Below are 19,280 nucleotides of genomic sequence, written 5' to 3'. Positions count from 1 at the left end.
TATAATTACTTTGTCCACGGAAAACTCCAGCCCCTCCCGCGAGGCACCCAGTACAGCAGATCACGGCTCTGTAGGTCTTGTAGCAGCAAAGAGCCATAAGTTTTGTGAACCTCTGCAGTTGGCCTGCGGGCGTGTTTTACAGGACTACACCCTAGTCTATGAAACCTATGGCGAAATGAATGCCGATAAAAGTAACGCGGTGTTGATTTGCCATGCGTTATCCGGTCACCACCATGCTGCGGGCAGACACAGCCCCGAGGACAAGCGCCCAGGGTGGTGGGACCACTATATCGGTCCCGGCAAGCCCATCGATACCAATAGGTTTTTTGTGGTGGCGGTCAATAACTTGGGCGGCTGCCATGGTTCTACCGGACCTGTTTCTATCAATCCCGCCACGGGTAAACCCTGGGGCCCGGATTTTCCCTCCTTGCGAGTGCGCGACTGGGTACACAGCCAGGCGCGCTTGGCAGATATTCTTGGCATAGAGCAGTGGGCCGCAGTGATTGGTGGCAGCCTGGGGGGAATGCAGGCCATGCGTTGGTCTCTGGAGTACCCGGAACGCTTGCGCCATTGCGTGGTGATTGCTTCGGCGATGAAACTCTCGGCGCAGAATATTGCTTTCAATGAGACCGCACGTCAGGCGATAACCTCGGATCCGGATTTCTGTGCAGGGCGCTATCTGGAGGAGGGGAAACTGCCACGTGGAGGTTTGGCCGTCGCGCGCATGATTGGCCACATTACCTATCTTTCCGATGATGGTTTGGCGCATAAATTTGGTCGTGAACTGCGTTCCGGCAGCTTCCAGCAGGGCGTTGACGAAGAGGTGGAGTTCCAGATTCAGAGTTATTTGCGCTACCAGGGTGATAGCTTTTCCAGCAGTTTCGATCCAAATACCTACATCCTTATGACACGAGCGCTGGATATTTTTGATCTCGCACGGGAGTACAACGACGACCCAGTAGCGGCTTTTGCCCATGCGCGTTGCCGCTTCCTGTTGATCTCCTTCACTTCGGACTGGCGCTTCGCCCCCAGCCGCTCGCGGGAAATCGCCGATGCGTTGATGCACGCCAATCGGGCGGTGAGTTATGCAGAAATAGAGTCCGCCATGGGACACGATGCCTTCCTGTTGCCAAATAAGCGCTACGAGGGCGTCTTTCGTGCCTACATGCAGCGTGTAGCGCTGGAGCACAAAGCAGGGCAGCTCGCATGCGTATAGATCTCAATGTAATCCAGGAATGGATAGCACCCGCAAGCCGAGTACTCGATCTGGGCTGTGGTGATGGTGAACTGTTGGAACAGTTGCAGAAGAACAAAGACGTTGTCGGTTACGGACTGGAAATAGATGCGCAGCAGATACATCGCTGTGTGCAGCGTGGGGTCAATGTCGTCGAGCAAAACCTCGATGCGGGGCTTACCAATTTCGCCGATGCCAGTTTCGATACCGTGGTAATGACCCAGGCCCTGCAAACGTTGAGGCACCCGCATCTGGTGGTGGGTGAAATGTTACGAGTTGGGCGCGACTGTATTATTACCTTCCCCAACTTTGGCCAGTGGAAGGCCCGCTGGCACCTGGCTTTTTCTGGGCGTATGCCGGTTTCCGATTTATTACCATTTGAATGGTATGACACACCCAATATTCATTTTTGTACTTTTCGAGACTTCGAGGTGCTGTGCGAGCAGAACGATTGGACTATTTTGCACCGCCAGGTAGTATCTGAGTCGAAATTAGGGGTGGTCTTTAAAGACTTTTTGCCAAATTTATTCGGTGAGACCGCGATATACCACCTGACTCGCTAAACTAATATTTGCGCCAAGTTTTTGTTCCGGGTCTCTGGGGCAAACTGCTGATATGGGTGGTTATCGATCTGGCCAAACCGCCGGGTCTGCCCGGTTATTCAGTTGAAAGGGCGCTCATAACAATTGGAGGTGACCCGTGAACCGCATCTTTAATGTCGCTGCCGCTCTTACGCTGCTCTTCCTGACCGCTAGTGCCATGGCACAACAGGCCCGTGTTATTAAGAATTATGAGGACTTCGGAGATTACCGGGTGATTTTCTCGGTGTTCAACAGTGACTTTATCCAGCCGGATATCGCCCAGCAGTACCAACTGGTGAGGGCTAAAGACCGCGCCTACGTGAATGTCTCTGTGGTGAAAAAAGATGGTGGTACCAAGGGCCTCAGTGCGGAGATGTCCGGCAATGCGACAAACCTGATTCAGCAGTCGAGACCGCTGAAGTTTAAAGAAATTCGGGAAGGCGACGCGGTTTACTATTTGGCACCCTTGCGCTTTGAAAAAGAGGAAACTCTCACCTTCAATGTGGATGTGACCCTGCCCAATGGCAAGAAACAGACAATTTCCTTCCGTCGCAAGCTCTAGCGGCAATGGTGAATGATCTGAGTGAGCGATTCTCTCTGTTTATATGGCTGCAAGCTGTGTGATCACAGAAAGACATCTCAATTAAACTGAATCCTTTGCGGGCCCAGAGCCCGTTTTTTATTTGATACGGCATGTTAAAAAGAATTGTTTTGGCCAGCGGTAACGCCGGCAAATTGCGAGAATTTTCCCAACTCTTCAACAGCTGGGACATCGAGGTTCTTCCACAGTCTGAATTCGGTGTGAGTGATGCAGAGGAGACCGGGCTCAGCTTTATTGAAAATGCCCTGATTAAAGCACGTCACGCCAGCCGCATTAGCGGCCTCCCGGCGCTAGCCGATGACTCTGGGTTGGCAGTGGATGTGCTCGGTGGTGCGCCGGGAATCTATTCGGCGCGATATTCCGGCGAGGGTGCTACGGATGCACGCAATAACAGCAAGCTGCTTGAGGCCTTGCAAGGGATCGAAGAGGTGCGTCGTGGTGCCAGTTTCCACTGTGCACTAGCCTTTGTACGCAGTTTTGATGACCCGGTCCCCCTAGTATGTAGTGCCCAGTGGCGCGGCCGTATACTCAATGAGCCTGCCGGTGAGCAGGGCTTTGGCTACGACCCCCTGTTCTTTGTGGATGCGGAAGGAATGACCTCTGCGCAGATGCCGAGAGAGCTGAAAAACCGCATTAGCCACCGCGCCCAGGCAGTGGTGGCATTTGAAACGATGTGGCAGGAAACTATGCTGGGTACCGATCTTGCAGGATAGAAACCATAGTTTGCAGTTACCGCCGCTTAGCCTTTACGTACATATCCCCTGGTGTGTGCGCAAATGTCCCTACTGTGATTTCAACTCCCACCAGGCGAGCAGAGATCATACGGATACGGAGTATGCTCTCCCACAGGCGGACTATGTGGCGCAATTGCGCCGTGATTTGATCAGCCAGCTGCCTTGGGTGCAGGGACGCAAGCTGCGCTCGATTTTCTTTGGTGGTGGTACTCCGAGCCTGTTTTCTCCCGAAGCAATCGGCCAGATCCTGAGAATGGCTGAGGAGCTGGTTGGCTTCAGTGAGAATATTGAAATAACTTTGGAAGCCAATCCGGGTACTTTCGAGCAGGCTAAATTCACCGGCTATCGGGCCGCAGGGGTTAATAGACTCTCGATTGGCGTGCAGAGTTTTAGCAGTAGCCAGTTGCACAATCTGGGCCGTATCCACAGCGGTGAAGAGGCCAGTGAGGCCCTAGGGATGGCGCGGAAGGCCGGCTTCGATAATATCAATCTCGATCTGATGCATGGCCTGCCTGGACAGACAGAGGCTGAGGCTCTGGAAGACCTGCAGCGCGCTGTCTCCCTGGCGCCTGAACATATCTCCTGGTACCAATTAACCATTGAACCCAATACAGCGTTCTACAGCGCTCCCCCCACGACACCGGGTTCACAGCTGATCGCCAGTATGCAGAGTCACGGGCGCGAGTTCCTTGCCTCTGAGGGGTACTTTCGCTACGAGGTGTCCGCCTACAGTGGCAGGGGGCTGGAGTCGCGCCACAACCTCAACTATTGGGGCTTTGGCGATTACCTGGGTATTGGTGCCGGAGCCCACGGCAAGGTCAGCTTGCCCGCAGAGGGGAAGGTATTGCGCAGTCGCCGTACGCGAACTCCAAGAGACTACCTATCGATTGCACCCCAGGGAGGGGAGTTGTTGCAGCGCGTACTGGCTGAGCCCCATATTGATTCAATAGAGTTCAGCGATTTGCCTCTCGAGTTCTTGATGAACGCCCTGCGCCTGGTCGAGGGTGTACCGGTAGATACTTTTGAGCGCTATACCGGCCTATCATTGGAGGCCCTGCAGCGACATTGGCCGGGGCTGATGGCTATGGATCTGGTACAGCCGCTGGAGCGCCGTATTGCTGCCAGTGCCTTTGGCTTTGACTATCTTGATGAGATTCTTCAGCGGTTTTTGGAGCAGGCCTGATATCTGAGCAGGGCTTGAAAACGGAATTAATGCCCCAAACTCTGGGCTGATCGGCGCAGTACAGCTGTATTACCACAGCCGGCATCGTGAGATGATGCGCCTGCGGTGTCCCCGCATCGAGTAACTAAAGAACAGGAAAGCATTATGAGCGAGCACGCAATCATCAACGTAACCGACGCTGAGTTTGAAGCCGAGGTTCTCAAGGCTGAAGGTCCGGTGCTGGTGGACTTCTGGGCGCAATGGTGCGGTCCGTGCAAAATGATCGCTCCGGTCCTGGAAGACCTCTCTGGTCACTATGGCGAAAAATTGAAAATCGTCAAAGTTGACGTGGATGCCAACAAAGAAACCCCAGCAAAGTACAATGTACGCGGTATTCCTACCCTGCTGCTGTTTAAAGGTGGCAATGTGGAAGGCACTAAGGTTGGCGCCCTGTCTCGCGCCCAGTTGACCGAGTTTATCGATAGCCAGCTTTAATCCCGGTTAATTCATCCTGCAAAGAAGGCAAATTTCTTTGCAGGATGGGAAACACCCGTTATACTGGCTGTAATTCTGTAATAGTTCAGTCAGCTGTGAATCCAGTGACGACCAGCTGAAGAAAACGCCCCCCCATAGGTCCCTGACTATTCCCGGCGTATTTATTCCTCGAATTGAGCTTAATTGAGACGGCTTTCCCTATAACGTTTAGTGTTGGAAAGCTAAAGCCAATGAGTATTACGCTTTTGAAAGGCATGGAGTCCTGGAGTACCGGGCAAATAAACGAGCAAATCTCTGATTTTCAAACCCCTCCTCAAATTATTTCCGGCGTGTCCGCGCCAATGACAACAGAAACCTTAATAAGCAATTGGTATGAATCTCTCCGAATTAAAAACCAAACCCATTGAAGAGTTGATTGAAATAGCCAAAGGCATGGGCCTGGAAAACCTGGCCCGGTCGCGTAAACAGGATATTATTTTTAATATTCTCAAACGCCACGCCAAAAGCGGTGAAGATATTTACGGTGATGGCGTATTGGAAATCCTTCAGGATGGTTTTGGATTTTTGCGTTCCGCTGATTCCTCCTATCTCGCGGGTCCGGATGATATCTATGTTTCCCCCAGCCAAATTCGTCGATTTAATTTGCGCACGGGTGACTCAATTTCCGGAAAAATTCGCCCACCAAAAGAGGGTGAGAGATATTTCGCTCTATTAAAGGTTAACGAAATTAATTTCGATAAACCGGAAAATGCCCGCAATAAGATTCTTTTTGAAAACCTCACCCCGCTTTTCCCCAACGATCGCTTAACCCTGGAATGTGGAAATGGCTCTTCCGAAGACCTGATTGGCCGCATTATTGATCTGGTTGCGCCGATTGGTAAGGGCCAGAGGGGTTTGATCGTGGCGCCGCCAAAAGCCGGTAAAACGATTATGTTGCAGAATATGGCTCAGGCTATCACGCGCAACAATCCAGAGTGCCACCTTATTGTCCTGCTGATCGATGAGCGTCCGGAAGAAGTTACCGAAATGCAGCGCTCGGTGCGCGGAGAAGTGGTTGCCTCTACCTTTGATGAGCCTCCGGCACGTCACGTACAGGTTGCCGAGATGGTTATCGAAAAAGCCAAGCGCCTGGTAGAGCACAAGAAAGATGTGGTCATCCTGTTGGACTCTATTACCCGTCTGGCGCGTGCCTATAACACCACGGTACCCAGTTCCGGTAAGGTATTGACTGGTGGTGTGGATGCCCACGCCCTCGAGAGACCTAAGCGTTTCTTTGGCGCCGCACGGAATATTGAAGAAGGCGGAAGTCTGTCTATTATTGCTACTGCACTGATTGATACTGGCTCGAAGATGGACGAGGTGATTTTCGAGGAGTTTAAAGGCACGGGTAATATGGAGTTGCAGTTGGATCGTAAGATCGCGGAAAAACGTGTTTATCCGGCAATTAATGTTCGACGCTCGGGAACACGTCGAGAAGAGTTGCTGATGCCTGAGGGCGAGCTGCAGCGGGTATGGATCCTGCGCAAGCTGCTACATGATATGGAAGATGTAGCCTCAACTGAATTCCTGGTGGACAAGCTGAAAGACTTCAAGACAAATGACGAATTCTTCCTGTCCATGAAACGGAAATAATTTTTTTATATAAAAGGCGCCCACATCGGCGCCTTTTATATTCTGGTTTGCACAAAGTGATTATTTGCGCGAATTAATGTTGAAAAGGCGAGCTATAAGGCATATAAAGTTCCACATCGTGGCGCTGGGTATGAAATTTATAGTATGGCGCCCGACCGAATTGGCCCAGGGATAACCCCGTAAAGGGCCAATCTCAAATGGATAATCTGGTGGAGCTGGTTATTCATTTGTGACTGCACGACAGCCCACACATCTAGTGAGAACCTTTTGTGAATATCTATATTGGAAATCTGGCCTACGCGGTAACCTCTGACGACCTGCACGAAGCTTTCGGCGCATTCGGAGAAATCTCTCGGGCTACTGTTATTACTGACCGTGAGACTGGCCGCTCTAAGGGCTTCGGTTTCGTAGAAATGCCTAACGACGACGAAGCGCGCAAAGCGATCGAAGAGATGAACGACCAGCCTCTGTCTGGCCGTAACATCCGCGTGAACGAAGCTAAGCCTCGCGAAGATCGTCCGCGTCGCCCTCGCTTCTAAGCTACGGCTAGCTTAAGTTTTTTGCGACCCGCAGCATTTTGTTTGCGGGTCGTTTCTTCCTTTTCTCAATTGGCACCCTATCCTGGGGGCTGTTCCCCTATTTGTAATTTCTGTTTTACACTGCGCGCTGGATTTTTCTTCTTGACCGGCAGCCCATGAAATACAAAGACCTGCGTGATTTTATCCAATTGTTGGAAAAGCGTGGCCAGCTCAAACGGATTAAATTCCCTATAGACCCCAATCTGGAAATGACAGAAATCTCTGATCGCGTTCTGCGCTCGGGAGGTCCTGCATTGCTTTTTGAAAATCCTATCGGTTTTGATACTCCGGTGCTCGCCAATCTGTTTGGCACCACTGAGCGAGTAGCGCTTGGGATGGGGCGTGAGAGCATTGATGACCTACGTGAGGTGGGTGAATTACTCGCCTTTCTCAAGGAACCTCAACCGCCTGAGAATTTGCGCGATGCCTGGGAAAAATTGCCGGTTTTCAAGCAAGTGCTCAATATGGGGCCGAAGGTGGTCAAGGGAGCAGCCTGTCAGCAGGTGGTAGTAGATAAAGCTCACTTAGACCTCACAAAATTGCCAATTCAGACCTGCTGGCCGGGAGATGCGGCTCCATTGGTAACCTGGCCATTGGTGATCACTCGTGGGCCAGATAAGAAGCGCCAAAACCTGGGTATTTATCGCATGCAGTTAATCGGTAAAAACCGACTGATAATGCGTTGGCTCAGCCACCGGGGAGGTGCGCTGGATTACCGTGATTGGTGCCGGAAGCACCCCGGGGAGCCCTATCCTGTAGCTGTAGCACTTGGTGCAGATCCGGCCACAATACTGGGAGCAGTGACCCCGGTACCTGATAGCCTGTCGGAATACGCCTTTGCCGGGCTATTGCGTGGAGATAAAACCGAAGTAACTGGTGCATTGCTCAGTGATCTGCAGGTTCCCGCCAGTGCTGAGTATGTGTTGGAAGGTTTTATCTACCCCGATGACATGGCCGATGAAGGCCCGTATGGGGATCATACGGGCTATTACAATGAGGTGGACCGTTTCCCGGTGTTTACCGTGGAGAAAATCACCCACCGGAAAAACCCCATCTATCACAGTACTTACACTGGCCGTCCGCCGGATGAACCCGCGATCCTTGGCGAGGCACTCAATGAAGTATTTGTGCCTATTTTGCAGAAACAATTTCCTGAAATTGTCGATTTTTACTTGCCACCTGAAGGCTGCTCCTATCGGCTAGCTGTAGTAACTATGAAAAAGCAGTATCCCGGTCATGCCAAAAGGGTAATGATGGGAGTCTGGTCTTTCCTGCGCCAGTTTATGTATACCAAGTTTGTTATCGTTACCGATGATGATGTGAATGCAAGAGATTGGAAAGATGTAATTTGGGCTATGACAACCCGTATGGACCCCGCGCGTGATACGGTGATGGTGGAAAACACCCCGATTGATTATCTGGATTTTGCCTCGCCAGTTTCTGGCTTGGGTTCGAAGATTGGTTTTGATGCTACTAATAAATGGCAGGGAGAAACCAACAGAGAGTGGGGTAATCCTATCGAGAAAGATCCACAGGTGGTCCAGAGAGTCGATGAAATCTGGTCCAAACTAGGTTTTGAATAATTACTGGTCCTACTTTATTTTAGTTGTTCTTCCATAGGGCGTCCCAAGAGGCGCTCTAGTTGCTAATTTCTTAGCATTTAACCATTTTCCATATTCCCGCATCTATAGATAAAGCTGATAACGTCAAATCTCGGTATCAGCTTTATGGCCGTCTTTGATTAATTGTGGGGAATATTTAAATGAGAGTACTTTATGCTGTCAGCTTAATGATTGTTGGCGTTTTCGGATTTTGGGCTATATTGCCAAGCCAGCAGGAGAGAAGCGCCGAGATTACCAATATTGAAGAATTTCTGCCCACAATTATGAAAGAGGCGGCTATTCCTGGTATGGCCGTCTCAAGAGTAAAAGACGGTAAGCTTGTTTTTCAGCAAGTCTATGGAATGGCGGATGTGGAATCTGGTGAGGCAGTTACCCAGAATACTCCTTTTAATATCGCATCAATTAGCAAACCTATTATGGGCGTAACGTTATTGCAATTGGTCGATAATGGAAATTTGGAGCTCGATCGGGATATCAATACCTATTTACCATTTAAGGTGGATAATCCACATACAAGGGGTGAAAAAATTACTTTAAGAAATCTGGCAAGTCACACTGCAGGTATTGCGGATTACTATGACTATGCCACTTATTCTGAAAACCGCGACCCAGAAATTAGTCTTGAGCAACATCTCCGTGCTCTCCTTACTAAGGAAGGTAGTCTGTACAATAATGGAGACCATTATCTGAAATCTATGCCAGGGAAAAGACGGCAATACAGCAATTTATCTGCAGGTTTGGCGGGCCTTCTAGTGGAGTCTGCAATAGGCCAAACCCTCGCTGACTATAGCAAGAATACCCTTTTTCACCGTTTGGAAATGGAAAGTGCAAGCTGGAAACTTAATGGGATGGATCTGAATTCTATAGCTGTGCCTTATAAAGTAGAGCAATGTGTACCATTTGTCTGCCTGTGTACTGATGATGAATCGAGCAAAATAAATTATTTTGTGGGAAGGTTTATTAAGCCACCTTTCGAATATAAAAAATTTCATCCATATCCTCACAATGGTAATCCACAGTATCCGGATGGTGGTGTTCGCGTAAGTATTGCAGACCTTAGTGATTTCCTACTGGCAGTCCTTCATAACCGGGATAAATCAGGGGCGAAACTCTTGTCTGATGCCATGTATGAAGAAATGTTTCGTTTGCAGTTGCCCAAATCGGTTTCTGATTCGCAACGCTTTTTTTGGAGAGATCGCGATGGGTTTGTGGGGCATATGGGGTCAGATCTGGGGGTTTTTACTGCTATGTATTTTGACCCAGACCGTAAGGATGGCTTTATTATACTAATGAACCGTGGTATGGATAGTAAGTCAGCCGAGGCGATGAGGCATATTGCCAGACGCTTAGTGCAAATATAATAATCATAAATAAGATAAAGTGATTAAGGTTGTATCTGAAATTTCTGAAAATCCATTAATAGGTTTTTTCGGTGATTGAGGAAGTTCCAATGGGTATCATTGGGTTGAGCTCTCTCACTATAGGAAAAGGAGTACCAATTATGATTAGAGCCAAAGAGGATATAATTAAAATTCTTGCAGTCGCCCTGTGTTGTTTTCCACTTATGGTGAATGCAGGAGAGACTAACCTGAAGAGTAAGGAAGCTTTCGAACGAATAAAATCACTTAGTGGAGACTGGAAAAAGGAAGGCGATACTGGGGGGGATTTTTATATTAAATTTTCCCAGACTGCCGGAGCCTCTGTTTTGGTAGAGAATTGGCTGTATAAGGGTAAATCTCATTCGCTCACTATCTATCATATGGATAATGGCAATTTATTGGCAACCCACTATTGCCCTCAAGGAAATCAGCCCCGTTTGCAGCTTAGTTCAAGTGGTGAAAGAAGACAGCTGTTATTTTCTTTCAAAGATGCTACCAATCTTTTGGATTTAGAAGCCAATCACCAACATAGTTTGGGCTTTGAGTGGTTAGAGAGTGAAGGGATTATCCGTACAGAGAGCTATATGGAAAATGGAGCTCTAAAGCCTTCGAGTATGCGTCTAGTACGCAAGTAAACTGTCAAATCAATCAATTCTGTATATCACTCTTTCTTGCAATAAAGCTGGTAATGATTCTTCTGCCAGCTTTTTTTGTGCGTCTAATTCAACTAAATATGACTTAGGTAGTATGATGTAATCTCTTCTATACTTCGATGCTATATTGCAGGTTAATTATGCAGTCGACCAATATATTTAACATTTGATGACATTCTTGTCTGGCTTTTAGTGGTCGATAAACAAATTACATCATGATGGTCCTGGGGATTAGGGCAAATAATTACAATATGAGGGAGGGGTGATAAATGGAATTGATTCTTTTTGTAATCATTATGGTGGCAGTCTTAGTCCTGCCATTAAAAATGGCTGCTGCCATGATGGGGGCGAGAAATACAGGAGTTTTCCACTGTCTTTTTGCTTTATTGTTGGCATTAATTGTACAGAGAATAGTGGGCGGCATGTTGCCCGGTGTGAGTGACAGCGCCGGGGTTCTCTTGACTATTCCACTGGCGGCTATTGCCTATATGTTGGTATTGGGTACTGGATTTTTGAAAGCAATAATTATTGCGATTCTGCAGGGAATAATTACTTTCCTAGCGATGCTTCTTTTTGCTGGTATGTTCGCAAATATCTAATAGCTTCGGGCAATTTTTTTCTTATTCAGCTTGGTCAGGTAGCTTTCAAATAGCTTTTTTACGGATGCCTTCTGTTCCTGATCCAAGTTAGATCTCCCTTTAAGTGGCGCTGTTTTATAAATTTTTCTTCTTTTCTGGTGTAAAGGTGAACAGAAGCTTCGCCGCTTTACGATATAGATTTAGTGAAAATCCCCAAGCTAGAGAATTTTATTGCCGCCTGGAAAGCTTTTGTTTTTCCATTGAGGCTATTTCAGTCAAGTGGGGCTGATTTAGGTTGAAAGAAATTTTTCAATCGGAATCCCGCTGAGTCTCCTCCTTAAGGAACTGGCTCAGGGATTCGAAATAATCGTTGAAGGCCTCGAACTGCGGTATGTGCCCGACCCCATCAAGTTCTGTTAACTTCGCATCTGGAATAATGGCAGCCGCTTTTTTACCCAATAGGTCATAACGCCCCAGAGCCTTTTTAATGGGTTCGGCAGCGCGGGCGCGGCCAATCGCGGTGCGATCCCGGGTACCGATAATCAGTAAGGTAGGTACAGTGAGATCTGCGAATTCATAGATAACCGGCTGTGTGAAAACCATTTCTGAAGTGAGGGCATCAATCTTGGCTATATGCTTAGAATCAGGGCCCAGTGACCAGCCGGCCTGAATATCGAGTAGGGAATCGTAGGACTTCCTCCATTTCCCATCAAAATAGGCCCTGGACATATAGCTCTTAATCCCTTCGGGTGTTTGTGCCTGCTCTCTAAGGATGGCTTGTTCCAGGGGTTCGTATGGTACGACGCGCTTCCAGTCCTCCAAGCCGATTGGGTTTACCAAGGCGAGCTTTCTCACCATCCCCGGGTACATTAAAGAAAAGCGTGTAGCCAGCATGCCTCCCATGGAGTGACCAACTACAGAAACCTGATCCACTTTGAGTTTGTCGAGCAGAAATTTGGTATCTGTAGCCATACCGTGCAGGTTGTATTGCATCAATGGCTTACTGGACTTTCCGAAGCCAATTTGGTCTGGAGCAATAACACGGTAGCCCTGTTCTGTGAGCGCGGCGATACTATCTTTCCAGTAGGCGCCGGAAAAATTTTTACCGTGCAGAAGCAGTACTGTTCCCTTAGAGGGTACAAGCTTGTTCGCAGAAATATCCATATAGGCCATGGCCACAGGCTGGCTTAATTTGGATAGCTCTAGAGTCTTAACCGGATAGGGGTACTCGTAGTCACTCAGCAGCTTATCTTGTGGCTGGATTGGGTTGTCAGCAGCCAGCGTCACCTGTGATAAGAGAATGGAAAATAAAATAGCGAAGGATGAGAGATATTGCTGTGACGGTGTCATGGAGCAAGCCTCAAAAAGGATGCGGAGGCTTACTACTATGGGGCAAATAGTATAACAGGAAAAGGGCCCAGATTATCTGGACCCTTGGAGAAACGGTTAGGCGTGTACCCCGAGCAGGGGTTTGTCCTGGCTGGGCATGGATACAGGAGGTAAGTTTGGAACAGCTTGCATCAGCCCTTCCTCAAACAAGCGCGAGGCTTTGTCCTTCTCGCCGAGTGCTTTAAATAGTCGTGCCAGTTCTGCAGAGGTTGCGGGGTCCTGACGTAACAACAGGCTCTTCTCAAAATACTGTTGTGCCTTTCCCCACAGTTCGTTGCGTAAGCTCAGGCGCCCGAGACAGGTGAGCAGGTCGGCACTCTCACCATATTCCTTGAGCCAGCCCTCTGCAGCAGAGAGCTGAGCCGCTGCGTCGGCACCGGTAAGGCGGCCATATAGATCGGCCAGCTTGGGAGCCCACTCTCGGTTTAGTAGCCAACGCAGGTGTTTTTCCGCGGCACTGTCATCACCGCTTTGGTGCAGCAGACGGGCAAAGAGACTGCGAAGCTCTACGTTGCGTTGCCAGCGGCCATTCAGGCCGTGCCAGATGTCATGTAGTTTCTCTCTGTCGTTTCGGTTTGCGGCTTCGATGAGTTGATGTTCGTAGACTTCCCGCTCTAGTTTTTGTCGGTCTTCTTCGGACATATTGGCGTGTTTTTCTAATTCAGGGAGAAGTTCTCTCAGGTTGCTCCAGTCCCCCAAAGCGTAATAGGCCTGCTTGAGCATCTGTAGCAGAGCCGGGTGCTTAGGTTCTAATTGCTTGGCTCGCTTGAGGCTGGCGATACACTGTTCGTAGTGTTTATCCTGTAGCTGCATACGGGCCTGGCTCAAAGCCACTGCCAAGCCAGTGTCATCGCCACAGGCTTCGGCTTTTGCCAGCAACTCATTGGCTTCTTCGCGAAATCCAAGCTCATGAGCGCTGCGCGCGGCAGCCAGGTAATTAATCAGTGGCGCCTCGGAGCGCGGCGCACTTTTTAAAAGTTGTCGTCGGGCACGTGACCAGTTGCCCTCCATAAACTCCACCAGGCCACTAGTGAGACGTCTGCGGGCGACCCGCTGGCGACCAAAGCGCAGGCGATCGACGCTGCCGCGCACAGCGCGAAAGAGACTGCGGCTTATCCAGGTGAGAAGAAACAGGGCGAGCAAAAGGGCAACTAGCGCGACTATGGCGAACCAGAGATTCATCTCATAGCCTTTGTTGAGTTCGCCACCGAAGCCGATTACCAAATACCCGGGGTAATTCTGATTTATCTGCGGCAGTAAGGCGCCGAGAAGTAATAGGGCGACAGCAGCAAAAAGGACCTTTCTCACTGGCTGACCTCCTCGGTGGTGCCGGTGCCATACCCTGACGTTTTGTGCAGCCGCTCAATGTAATTGTAGAGAGCCACCTGTGAGGCATTCAGGTCTGGCATTTGCGCCTGAATGGGCTGTTTGCTGAGTTCTGCCAGTTGTTGCGCGAGTGTGTTGCGCTGGGAATTGGCTGTGCCATAAGTCAGAAGCAGCTCGCGGGCGCTATCAAGAGCGTCCTTGTAAATGGTGCTATCGCCGCGCAATAGAGCCAGTTGTGCCTGCTCCATATTTAGACGCAGGGTTTGGCGAAAGCGTGCCTCGCTTTGAGGGGAGAGCATTACCGGGTTGATATCGCCATCGATGGGGCGAACAGAGTCGCGTAGGAAGTTGGTAAAATTTTTCCAGCTGCGCTCCCATGCAGATTGGTTATCCTGCGTGGGCTCTGCTTTTGCCACCTCCCTTGGAGTTTGGGTCATATCGAATTGCGGCTGTATAGAGGCGCGGATCAACTGCTCTTCCAGGGCGCGCAAGCGTAAATAGAGGCCTTCTCGATCGATATTTTCCACGAGTTTCAAAGCGGTGATATCCCGTGCCAACTGTTGGCGCACTCCGTAGAGATCGGGAAGATTTACTTGGCGCAAAATGGTGTCGACCTTTTCAACAAGGCCCAGAGCGGCGCGGCTATTATCTTCAAGCATCAGCCGTTGATTGGCCATTCGCAATAGGTAGTCGGCCTCGGCCAGCTGCCAGTCCTCCCGGCTCACATTACCGAGCTCACTGAGCCGGTTGCCCTGGGCGGTGAGGCTGCGCTGAAGAGCCGCTAGCTGTTGCTGTAGCTGCAAAATAGTGCGCGTTTGCGATTGTATTTGATTGCGCAACTCAGTATCTGTCTGTTGAAGTTGATCAAGCTGCTGGTTCTGTGGGGAGACGCTCGGCGCTTCTGCCTGCTGGGGTTCTATGGAAGGAGGTGCGGCAGTAGATTGTGCAGCGGGTGCAGTAGAAGTTGTCCCTTCGCGGGCTTGGCTGGAAGTATCAGGCTCGGTAGAAATATTTGGCGATGTGACTTCACCTTGTGATTTGGCTTTCTGTGTGGACACAGTCTGTTTGGCAGGGAAAAAGTCCAGCTGTGCGATGCGGTTGCGCAGTTGGGGCCAGCTGTACCAGGCAAAAGCGATCAAAGCGATAAGCAGCAGAATAAAGACCAGCCACCACCAATGCCCCCCGCCCTTTTTAGGCATCACATTTTTAGCGGCCTTATCAGTTTTGCCTTCTGCTGCTTTGGCAAAATTGCTCTTGCTCCCTCCCTTGTCCAGTGCATCGGAAGTGAGTTCGTTAGCCGGGGTGGAAGGATTGTCCTTGGGTTTTTCGTTGGTCATGGGCTTGGGGCGCAGCTGGTAATTGTCGTCGAATTATAGCGAGTGGCACCGACCATAATAGCGCCGGTGGCGTCGTTTTGAGATTTTTAACCCAATAGGGCAGCAAATTCGAGAGCAATTCAGTTTAGCGCCCTGAGCAGTGCCTCTAGCATAGCGCTGTCTCCGGCATTCTGAGCACCGCTGGTATAGATAAAACCCAGAGCACGGGCTTGCTCCGCGACGCGCGCGCTGGGACAGATAAGGGCAGCCTGGAGGAGGTGTGCGCAATTTGCATGCTCAATGCAGCTGTGTAGGTTCGCGAGAGTCTCGCCACTGTGGACCGTGATGGCATCCGGGGTGAAAGAATACCCCGCCAAATCCGCTGGGGCATCTGCAGGTAGGGACCTACGGTAGAGTTCACAGTAATCCACACGCCCACCCCGTGCGCGCAAGGTGTCGCCAATAAGAGTGCGTCCGCCAGTGCCGCGGAAGATCAGTACCCGAAGTCCTGAAACCTCTTGTAGGGTGGGTAGGGCGAGCAAGTCCTCGGAAGTCATGTGTTCGCCGCTGTGCTCGCAGGTTATACCACGCATCAGTAATGCTTTAGCCGTGGCCGCGCCAATAGCGAGGTAGCGTGGCCCCTGGGGTAATTGTGGCCAGTAATCCTCCAGCCAGTCGACGGCGTAGCGCACCGCATTCTGGGAGACGAAAATAGCAAAATCCACTTGGTCGAAATCGAGAATCCGTTTTTTAATGGCCTGCTGAGCCGCCTCATCAATGAGGGGCTCAATAGCCAACATAGGGATAGTGTCAACTTCCGCGCCCGTAGCGCGCAATAGCGTACCCCAGGTGTCGGCTTGATGGGCGGGGCGCGTGGTCAGTACGCGCTTGCCTTGCAGGCGCTTGGCCATATGGATCTGTCCTGGGCTTAAATCGCGTCGAGAATTTTGTCGGCACCCTGCTCCAGCAACTGTTCAGCGAGTTGAACGCCCAGAGCTTCGCCATCAATGGCTGCACCACGGATTTCGGCGCGGATCATGCGGGTGCCATCGGGGCTGCCGACCAAGCCGCGTAGCCACAGAGCGTCGCCTTCCAGCTCGGCATAACAGCCGATGGGAACCTGACAGCCGCCGTTCAGGCGCTTAACCAGTGCGCGTTCTGCACTGAGTCGCGCGGCGGTTTCATGGCAGTGCAGTGGTTGCAGTAGGGCTTCCAGCTCGCTGTCTTTGCGGGCTTCGATACCGACAGCGCCCTGGCCGCCGGCGGGTAGCAATACAGTGGCGGGGAGAAAGCTGCGGATGCGTTCGCGCATCTCCAGGCGCAGCAGCCCGGCGGCAGCGAGAATAATGGCGTCGTACTCTCCCGCATCCAGTTTGGCTAGGCGAGTGTTTACGTTGCCGCGTAGGAACTTGACCTCCAGATCGGGGCGCTGCGCCAGAAGTTGGCACTGGCGGCGCAGGCTCGAAGTGCCCACAATCGCGCCTTGTGGTAGTTCCTCCAAATTGGCAAAGCGGTTGCTGACGAAGGCATCACGCGGGTCCTCGCGCTCGCAAATAACTGGCAGGTAGAGGCCTTCGGGAAATTCCATCGGCACATCCTTCATAGAGTGTACGGCGATATCTGCGCGTCCCTCCAGCATGGCCACTTCTAGCTCTTTTACAAAGAGCCCTTTGCCGCCCACCTTGGTTAGGGGGATATCCAGCACCTGATCGCCACGACTGGTCATTGGCAGCAACTCTACCTCCAGCTGAGGGTGCTTCTGCTGCAGGCGATCCTTAACATAATTGGCTTGCCATAGGGCCAGGGCGCTCTCGCGCGTAGCGATGCGGATACGGGAAATGGGCATTGGGCTCGATCACTCATTTGTGTGGGCGGGTAATTCTATCAGAGCGCCGGCAGCTATGGCTCAGCTTGCACAGATTCTGGGAGCGGATATCAGGCGCGTGTGCGCAGCCAGTCCTCGAGAATGATACGCGCGGCAATGGAATCCACTGGATTATCGGCATAGCTACCGCGGTGGCCGCGCTCGGCAGCCTCTTCTTTGGCTGCGCGGGTACTGAGGCGCTCATCAATCATTTCTACCGGTAGCCCGGTGCGCCCGTGCAGGCGCTGGCCAAATTTACGTGCACGAGCACCAAATTCACTCTCACTGCCATCCATATTCAGTGGTAAACCCACAAGCAAATAATGTGGCTTCCATTCGTCGATTAGTCGCTGGACCTTGTCCCAGTCGGGTTTGCCATCCTTTGCCGGCAGTGGTGGCAGCTCTTTGGCGCTGCCAGTCAGGCTCTGGCCAAAGGCGAGGCCAATGGAACGGGTGCCAAAATCGAAGGCGAGGGCGGTAATGGGTTTACTCATCAGAGGGAACATCCGGTATTAGAGGGATCAATCTTGGGCCGGATGATAACCGGGAAGGGCTAGGCGTGTCCGGCCTGTGAGCCGAGCCCTGAGAGGTCGATACCGTGTCGAGCGGCGGCACTTTGCCAGCGTTTTTGCACTGGGGTGGCAAACAGGATTTCGGGTTCTGCCGGTAGAGTCAGCCAGGCGTTTTCTGCCAGTTCCTGCTCCAATTGTCCTGGCCCCCAGCCGGCGTAGCCCAGAGCTAGCAGCACATCGTCGGGGCCATGTCCTGAGGCCAGTGACTCGAGAATATCCCTGGAAGCGGTAAGACTGATTTCCATATTGATTTCGCTCGTCGAGTCGAAATGTACGCCGGCACCGTGCAAGACAAAGCCCTGCTCGGGAGAAATAGGCCCGCCCAGCAGAACAGTTTCATCGCCACGTTGGCTGGAGTCTTTCAGCGACAGCTGCTCGAAAACCTCTCGCCAGTGCACTTTGCTGGGGGCGTTGATCACTATGCCCATAGCCCCCTCTTGGCTGTGCTCAACAATTAGAGCGATGCTGTGCTTGAAGCGCGGGTCCTCCATGCCGGGCATGGCCAGTAGGAATTGGCCGCGCAAGCTGCCATGGGTTAGGTCGCTGTCAATGTTCGAATTGGGCATAGTTGGATTCTAGGTCGCTTGCGTGCAAGGCAAGTTTAGCCGCGCTCGGGCAGCTCACCTGCGGTAGTGGAGAAGCCAGTTAAATCGAAGCGCCAGGTGCGGATAATTTCGAGGCGGTCAGCCTCCTTGCGAATCTCCGCTGGGAAAGGCGCAAAGGGGGCTGCCAGGCGTACAATCTGTTGGGCGGCATCGTCGAGGATTCGCTCTCCCGAAGAGTCCAGAATCATGACTTCCTCCACCGCGCCTGTGGGCAGCAAGCGCACCATCATGCGCAGGCTGCCAGTGATTTTCTGCTGCAGGGCTTCCGCGGGGAAGTTGTCGCTACCTATTGCTTCCACCTTCTGGCGCCATTCGTGCAGATAAGCGGCATCTGCAGAGGCTTTGGTTGCCACTGAGGTCAGGCGTCGCACTCGCGGACGCTGGGCAATAGTTTGGCGAATTTTATCCAGGCGCGCTTGCAGGCTGGCAATCTTTGGATTTGTCCTGGCTAGATCATTTGGGGCATCGCCGCGTTTCTCTTCGGAAAACTTGTCTTCGGCGGGTAGCTCCGGGGCCTGCAGAGGGCTATCGCCGATCGTGGTGATCAACTGGCGGCGCTGGTCAGCAGGCCGTGCGGCTTGCTGCTGTGGTAGAGGATTAACATCGTGAATTTGCGTATCAGCAAATTCGGCGCGACGATTGCTGGACAGCTCCTTTGGGGTATCTGCCGTGCCGCTGGCCTGCTGGTTGTGTTGGGCCAGGTAGTCGGCATCTTCCGGTGCTTGTGGCGAGTTATATTGTGACAGAGTAACTTCCAGGGTTGGTGCGGCTTGCCGCCCTTCAGGTTCGGCAAAAGCCACACCAAAAATCAAAAGCGCGTGAATGGCGCCAGCGAGAAACAGCGAGAACGTAAAACGCTCGCGCTGGTCTGCATAATTTGGCGTCGTGTTGGCGGTGGAATTCATTATCTATTATCGGTTACTGCTTATATCTTGCCGAGCGTTACGCTCGGCATTCCC

At 51.4% G+C, this 19,280-nt stretch carries 20 protein-coding genes; 12 read left to right on the top strand and 8 right to left on the bottom strand.

Features of this window, described 5'->3' with window-relative positions:
* The first annotated feature begins 10 nt into the window (after positions 1–10).
* The 12 genes from metX to ACJJH9_RS18970 all read left to right on the top strand — a co-directional run bounded on the left by metX (position 11) and on the right by ACJJH9_RS18970 (position 11,270).
* Positions 11–1,216, top strand: coding sequence for a homoserine O-succinyltransferase MetX (gene metX, locus ACJJH9_RS19025; RefSeq protein WP_444923684.1), 1,206 nt, complete (start codon positions 11–13; stop codon positions 1,214–1,216).
* Positions 1,207–1,797: a methionine biosynthesis protein MetW gene (metW, locus tag ACJJH9_RS19020; protein ID WP_444903639.1), complete on the top strand. Its 591-nt coding sequence runs from the start codon at positions 1,207–1,209 to the stop codon at positions 1,795–1,797. The genes metX and metW overlap by 10 nt, the downstream gene beginning before the upstream one ends.
* A gap of 136 nt (positions 1,798–1,933) precedes the next feature.
* Positions 1,934–2,377: a DUF4426 domain-containing protein gene (locus ACJJH9_RS19015; RefSeq protein WP_444883429.1), complete on the top strand. Its 444-nt coding sequence runs from the start codon at positions 1,934–1,936 to the stop codon at positions 2,375–2,377.
* Positions 2,378–2,508: 131 nt separating this feature from the next.
* On the top strand, positions 2,509–3,129 hold the full coding sequence (rdgB, locus tag ACJJH9_RS19010; protein WP_444899289.1) for an RdgB/HAM1 family non-canonical purine NTP pyrophosphatase: 621 nt from the start codon (positions 2,509–2,511) through the stop codon (positions 3,127–3,129).
* Positions 3,119–4,333 carry a radical SAM family heme chaperone HemW gene (gene hemW, locus ACJJH9_RS19005; protein ID WP_444923683.1) on the top strand — a complete coding sequence of 405 codons (1,215 nt, stop codon included), beginning with the start codon at positions 3,119–3,121 and terminating at the stop codon, positions 4,331–4,333. Before rdgB ends, hemW begins: the two co-directional genes overlap by 11 nt.
* A 144-nt stretch (positions 4,334–4,477) precedes the next feature.
* The gene (trxA, locus tag ACJJH9_RS19000; protein ID WP_252084169.1) at positions 4,478–4,807 is read left to right on the top strand and encodes a thioredoxin TrxA; all 330 of its coding nucleotides are present in this window, start codon (positions 4,478–4,480) and stop codon (positions 4,805–4,807) included.
* Positions 4,808–5,179: 372 nt separating this feature from the next.
* A complete protein-coding gene (rho, locus tag ACJJH9_RS18995; protein WP_108731406.1) occupies positions 5,180–6,439 on the top strand; it encodes a transcription termination factor Rho in 1,260 nt (419 codons plus the stop codon).
* Between the two features lie 269 nt (positions 6,440–6,708).
* A complete protein-coding gene (gene rbp, locus ACJJH9_RS18990) occupies positions 6,709–6,978 on the top strand; it encodes an RNA-binding regulator (protein ID WP_020413665.1) in 270 nt (89 codons plus the stop codon).
* 155 nt (positions 6,979–7,133) lie between these two features.
* Complete coding sequence (gene ubiD, locus ACJJH9_RS18985; RefSeq protein ID WP_444923682.1) at positions 7,134–8,600, top strand: 4-hydroxy-3-polyprenylbenzoate decarboxylase; 1,467 nt, start codon at positions 7,134–7,136, stop codon at positions 8,598–8,600.
* Positions 8,601–8,779: 179 nt separating this feature from the next.
* Complete coding sequence (locus ACJJH9_RS18980; protein ID WP_444923681.1) at positions 8,780–10,000, top strand: serine hydrolase domain-containing protein; 1,221 nt, start codon at positions 8,780–8,782, stop codon at positions 9,998–10,000.
* Between the two features lie 140 nt (positions 10,001–10,140).
* Positions 10,141–10,653 (top strand): hypothetical protein, encoded by a 513-nt coding sequence (locus ACJJH9_RS18975; protein ID WP_444923680.1) that lies wholly within the window; start codon positions 10,141–10,143, stop codon positions 10,651–10,653.
* Between the two features lie 287 nt (positions 10,654–10,940).
* The gene (locus ACJJH9_RS18970) at positions 10,941–11,270 is read left to right on the top strand and encodes a hypothetical protein (protein ID WP_252084173.1); all 330 of its coding nucleotides are present in this window, start codon (positions 10,941–10,943) and stop codon (positions 11,268–11,270) included.
* 288 nt (positions 11,271–11,558) lie between these two features.
* Here the strand turns inward: ACJJH9_RS18970 and ACJJH9_RS18965 are convergent, their stop codons facing one another.
* The 8 genes from ACJJH9_RS18965 to ACJJH9_RS18930 form a co-directional block, all read right to left on the bottom strand.
* Positions 11,559–12,599 carry an alpha/beta fold hydrolase gene (locus tag ACJJH9_RS18965; protein ID WP_252084174.1) on the bottom strand — a complete coding sequence of 347 codons (1,041 nt, stop codon included), beginning with the start codon at positions 12,597–12,599 and terminating at the stop codon, positions 11,559–11,561.
* Positions 12,600–12,695: 96 nt separating this feature from the next.
* A complete protein-coding gene (locus ACJJH9_RS18960; protein WP_444883436.1) occupies positions 12,696–13,946 on the bottom strand; it encodes a heme biosynthesis HemY N-terminal domain-containing protein in 1,251 nt (416 codons plus the stop codon).
* Positions 13,943–15,301, bottom strand: a complete 1,359-nt coding sequence (locus ACJJH9_RS18955) for a uroporphyrinogen-III C-methyltransferase (protein ID WP_444923679.1) — start codon at positions 15,299–15,301, stop codon at positions 13,943–13,945. Before ACJJH9_RS18955 ends, ACJJH9_RS18960 begins: the two co-directional genes overlap by 4 nt.
* A gap of 119 nt (positions 15,302–15,420) precedes the next feature.
* Positions 15,421–16,191 carry a uroporphyrinogen-III synthase gene (locus ACJJH9_RS18950; protein ID WP_444923678.1) on the bottom strand — a complete coding sequence of 257 codons (771 nt, stop codon included), beginning with the start codon at positions 16,189–16,191 and terminating at the stop codon, positions 15,421–15,423.
* A gap of 17 nt (positions 16,192–16,208) precedes the next feature.
* Positions 16,209–17,126 carry a hydroxymethylbilane synthase gene (gene hemC / locus ACJJH9_RS18945; RefSeq protein WP_444923677.1) on the bottom strand — a complete coding sequence of 306 codons (918 nt, stop codon included), beginning with the start codon at positions 17,124–17,126 and terminating at the stop codon, positions 16,209–16,211.
* 89 nt (positions 17,127–17,215) lie between these two features.
* Positions 17,216–17,638: a Holliday junction resolvase RuvX gene (ruvX, locus tag ACJJH9_RS18940; RefSeq protein WP_444887786.1), complete on the bottom strand. Its 423-nt coding sequence runs from the start codon at positions 17,636–17,638 to the stop codon at positions 17,216–17,218.
* Positions 17,639–17,697: 59 nt separating this feature from the next.
* Positions 17,698–18,282, bottom strand: a complete 585-nt coding sequence (locus ACJJH9_RS18935) for a YqgE/AlgH family protein (protein ID WP_252084180.1) — start codon at positions 18,280–18,282, stop codon at positions 17,698–17,700.
* A gap of 35 nt (positions 18,283–18,317) precedes the next feature.
* Entirely contained in the window at positions 18,318–19,226 is a 909-nt protein-coding gene (locus ACJJH9_RS18930; protein ID WP_444883442.1) for an energy transducer TonB, read from the bottom strand.
* Positions 19,227–19,280: the final 54 nt, after the last annotated feature.

The sequence above is a fragment of the Microbulbifer mixtoriginis (SeqCode) genome (assembly GCF_052466715.1).
This window is presented reverse-complemented; position numbering and strand designations above follow the sequence as displayed.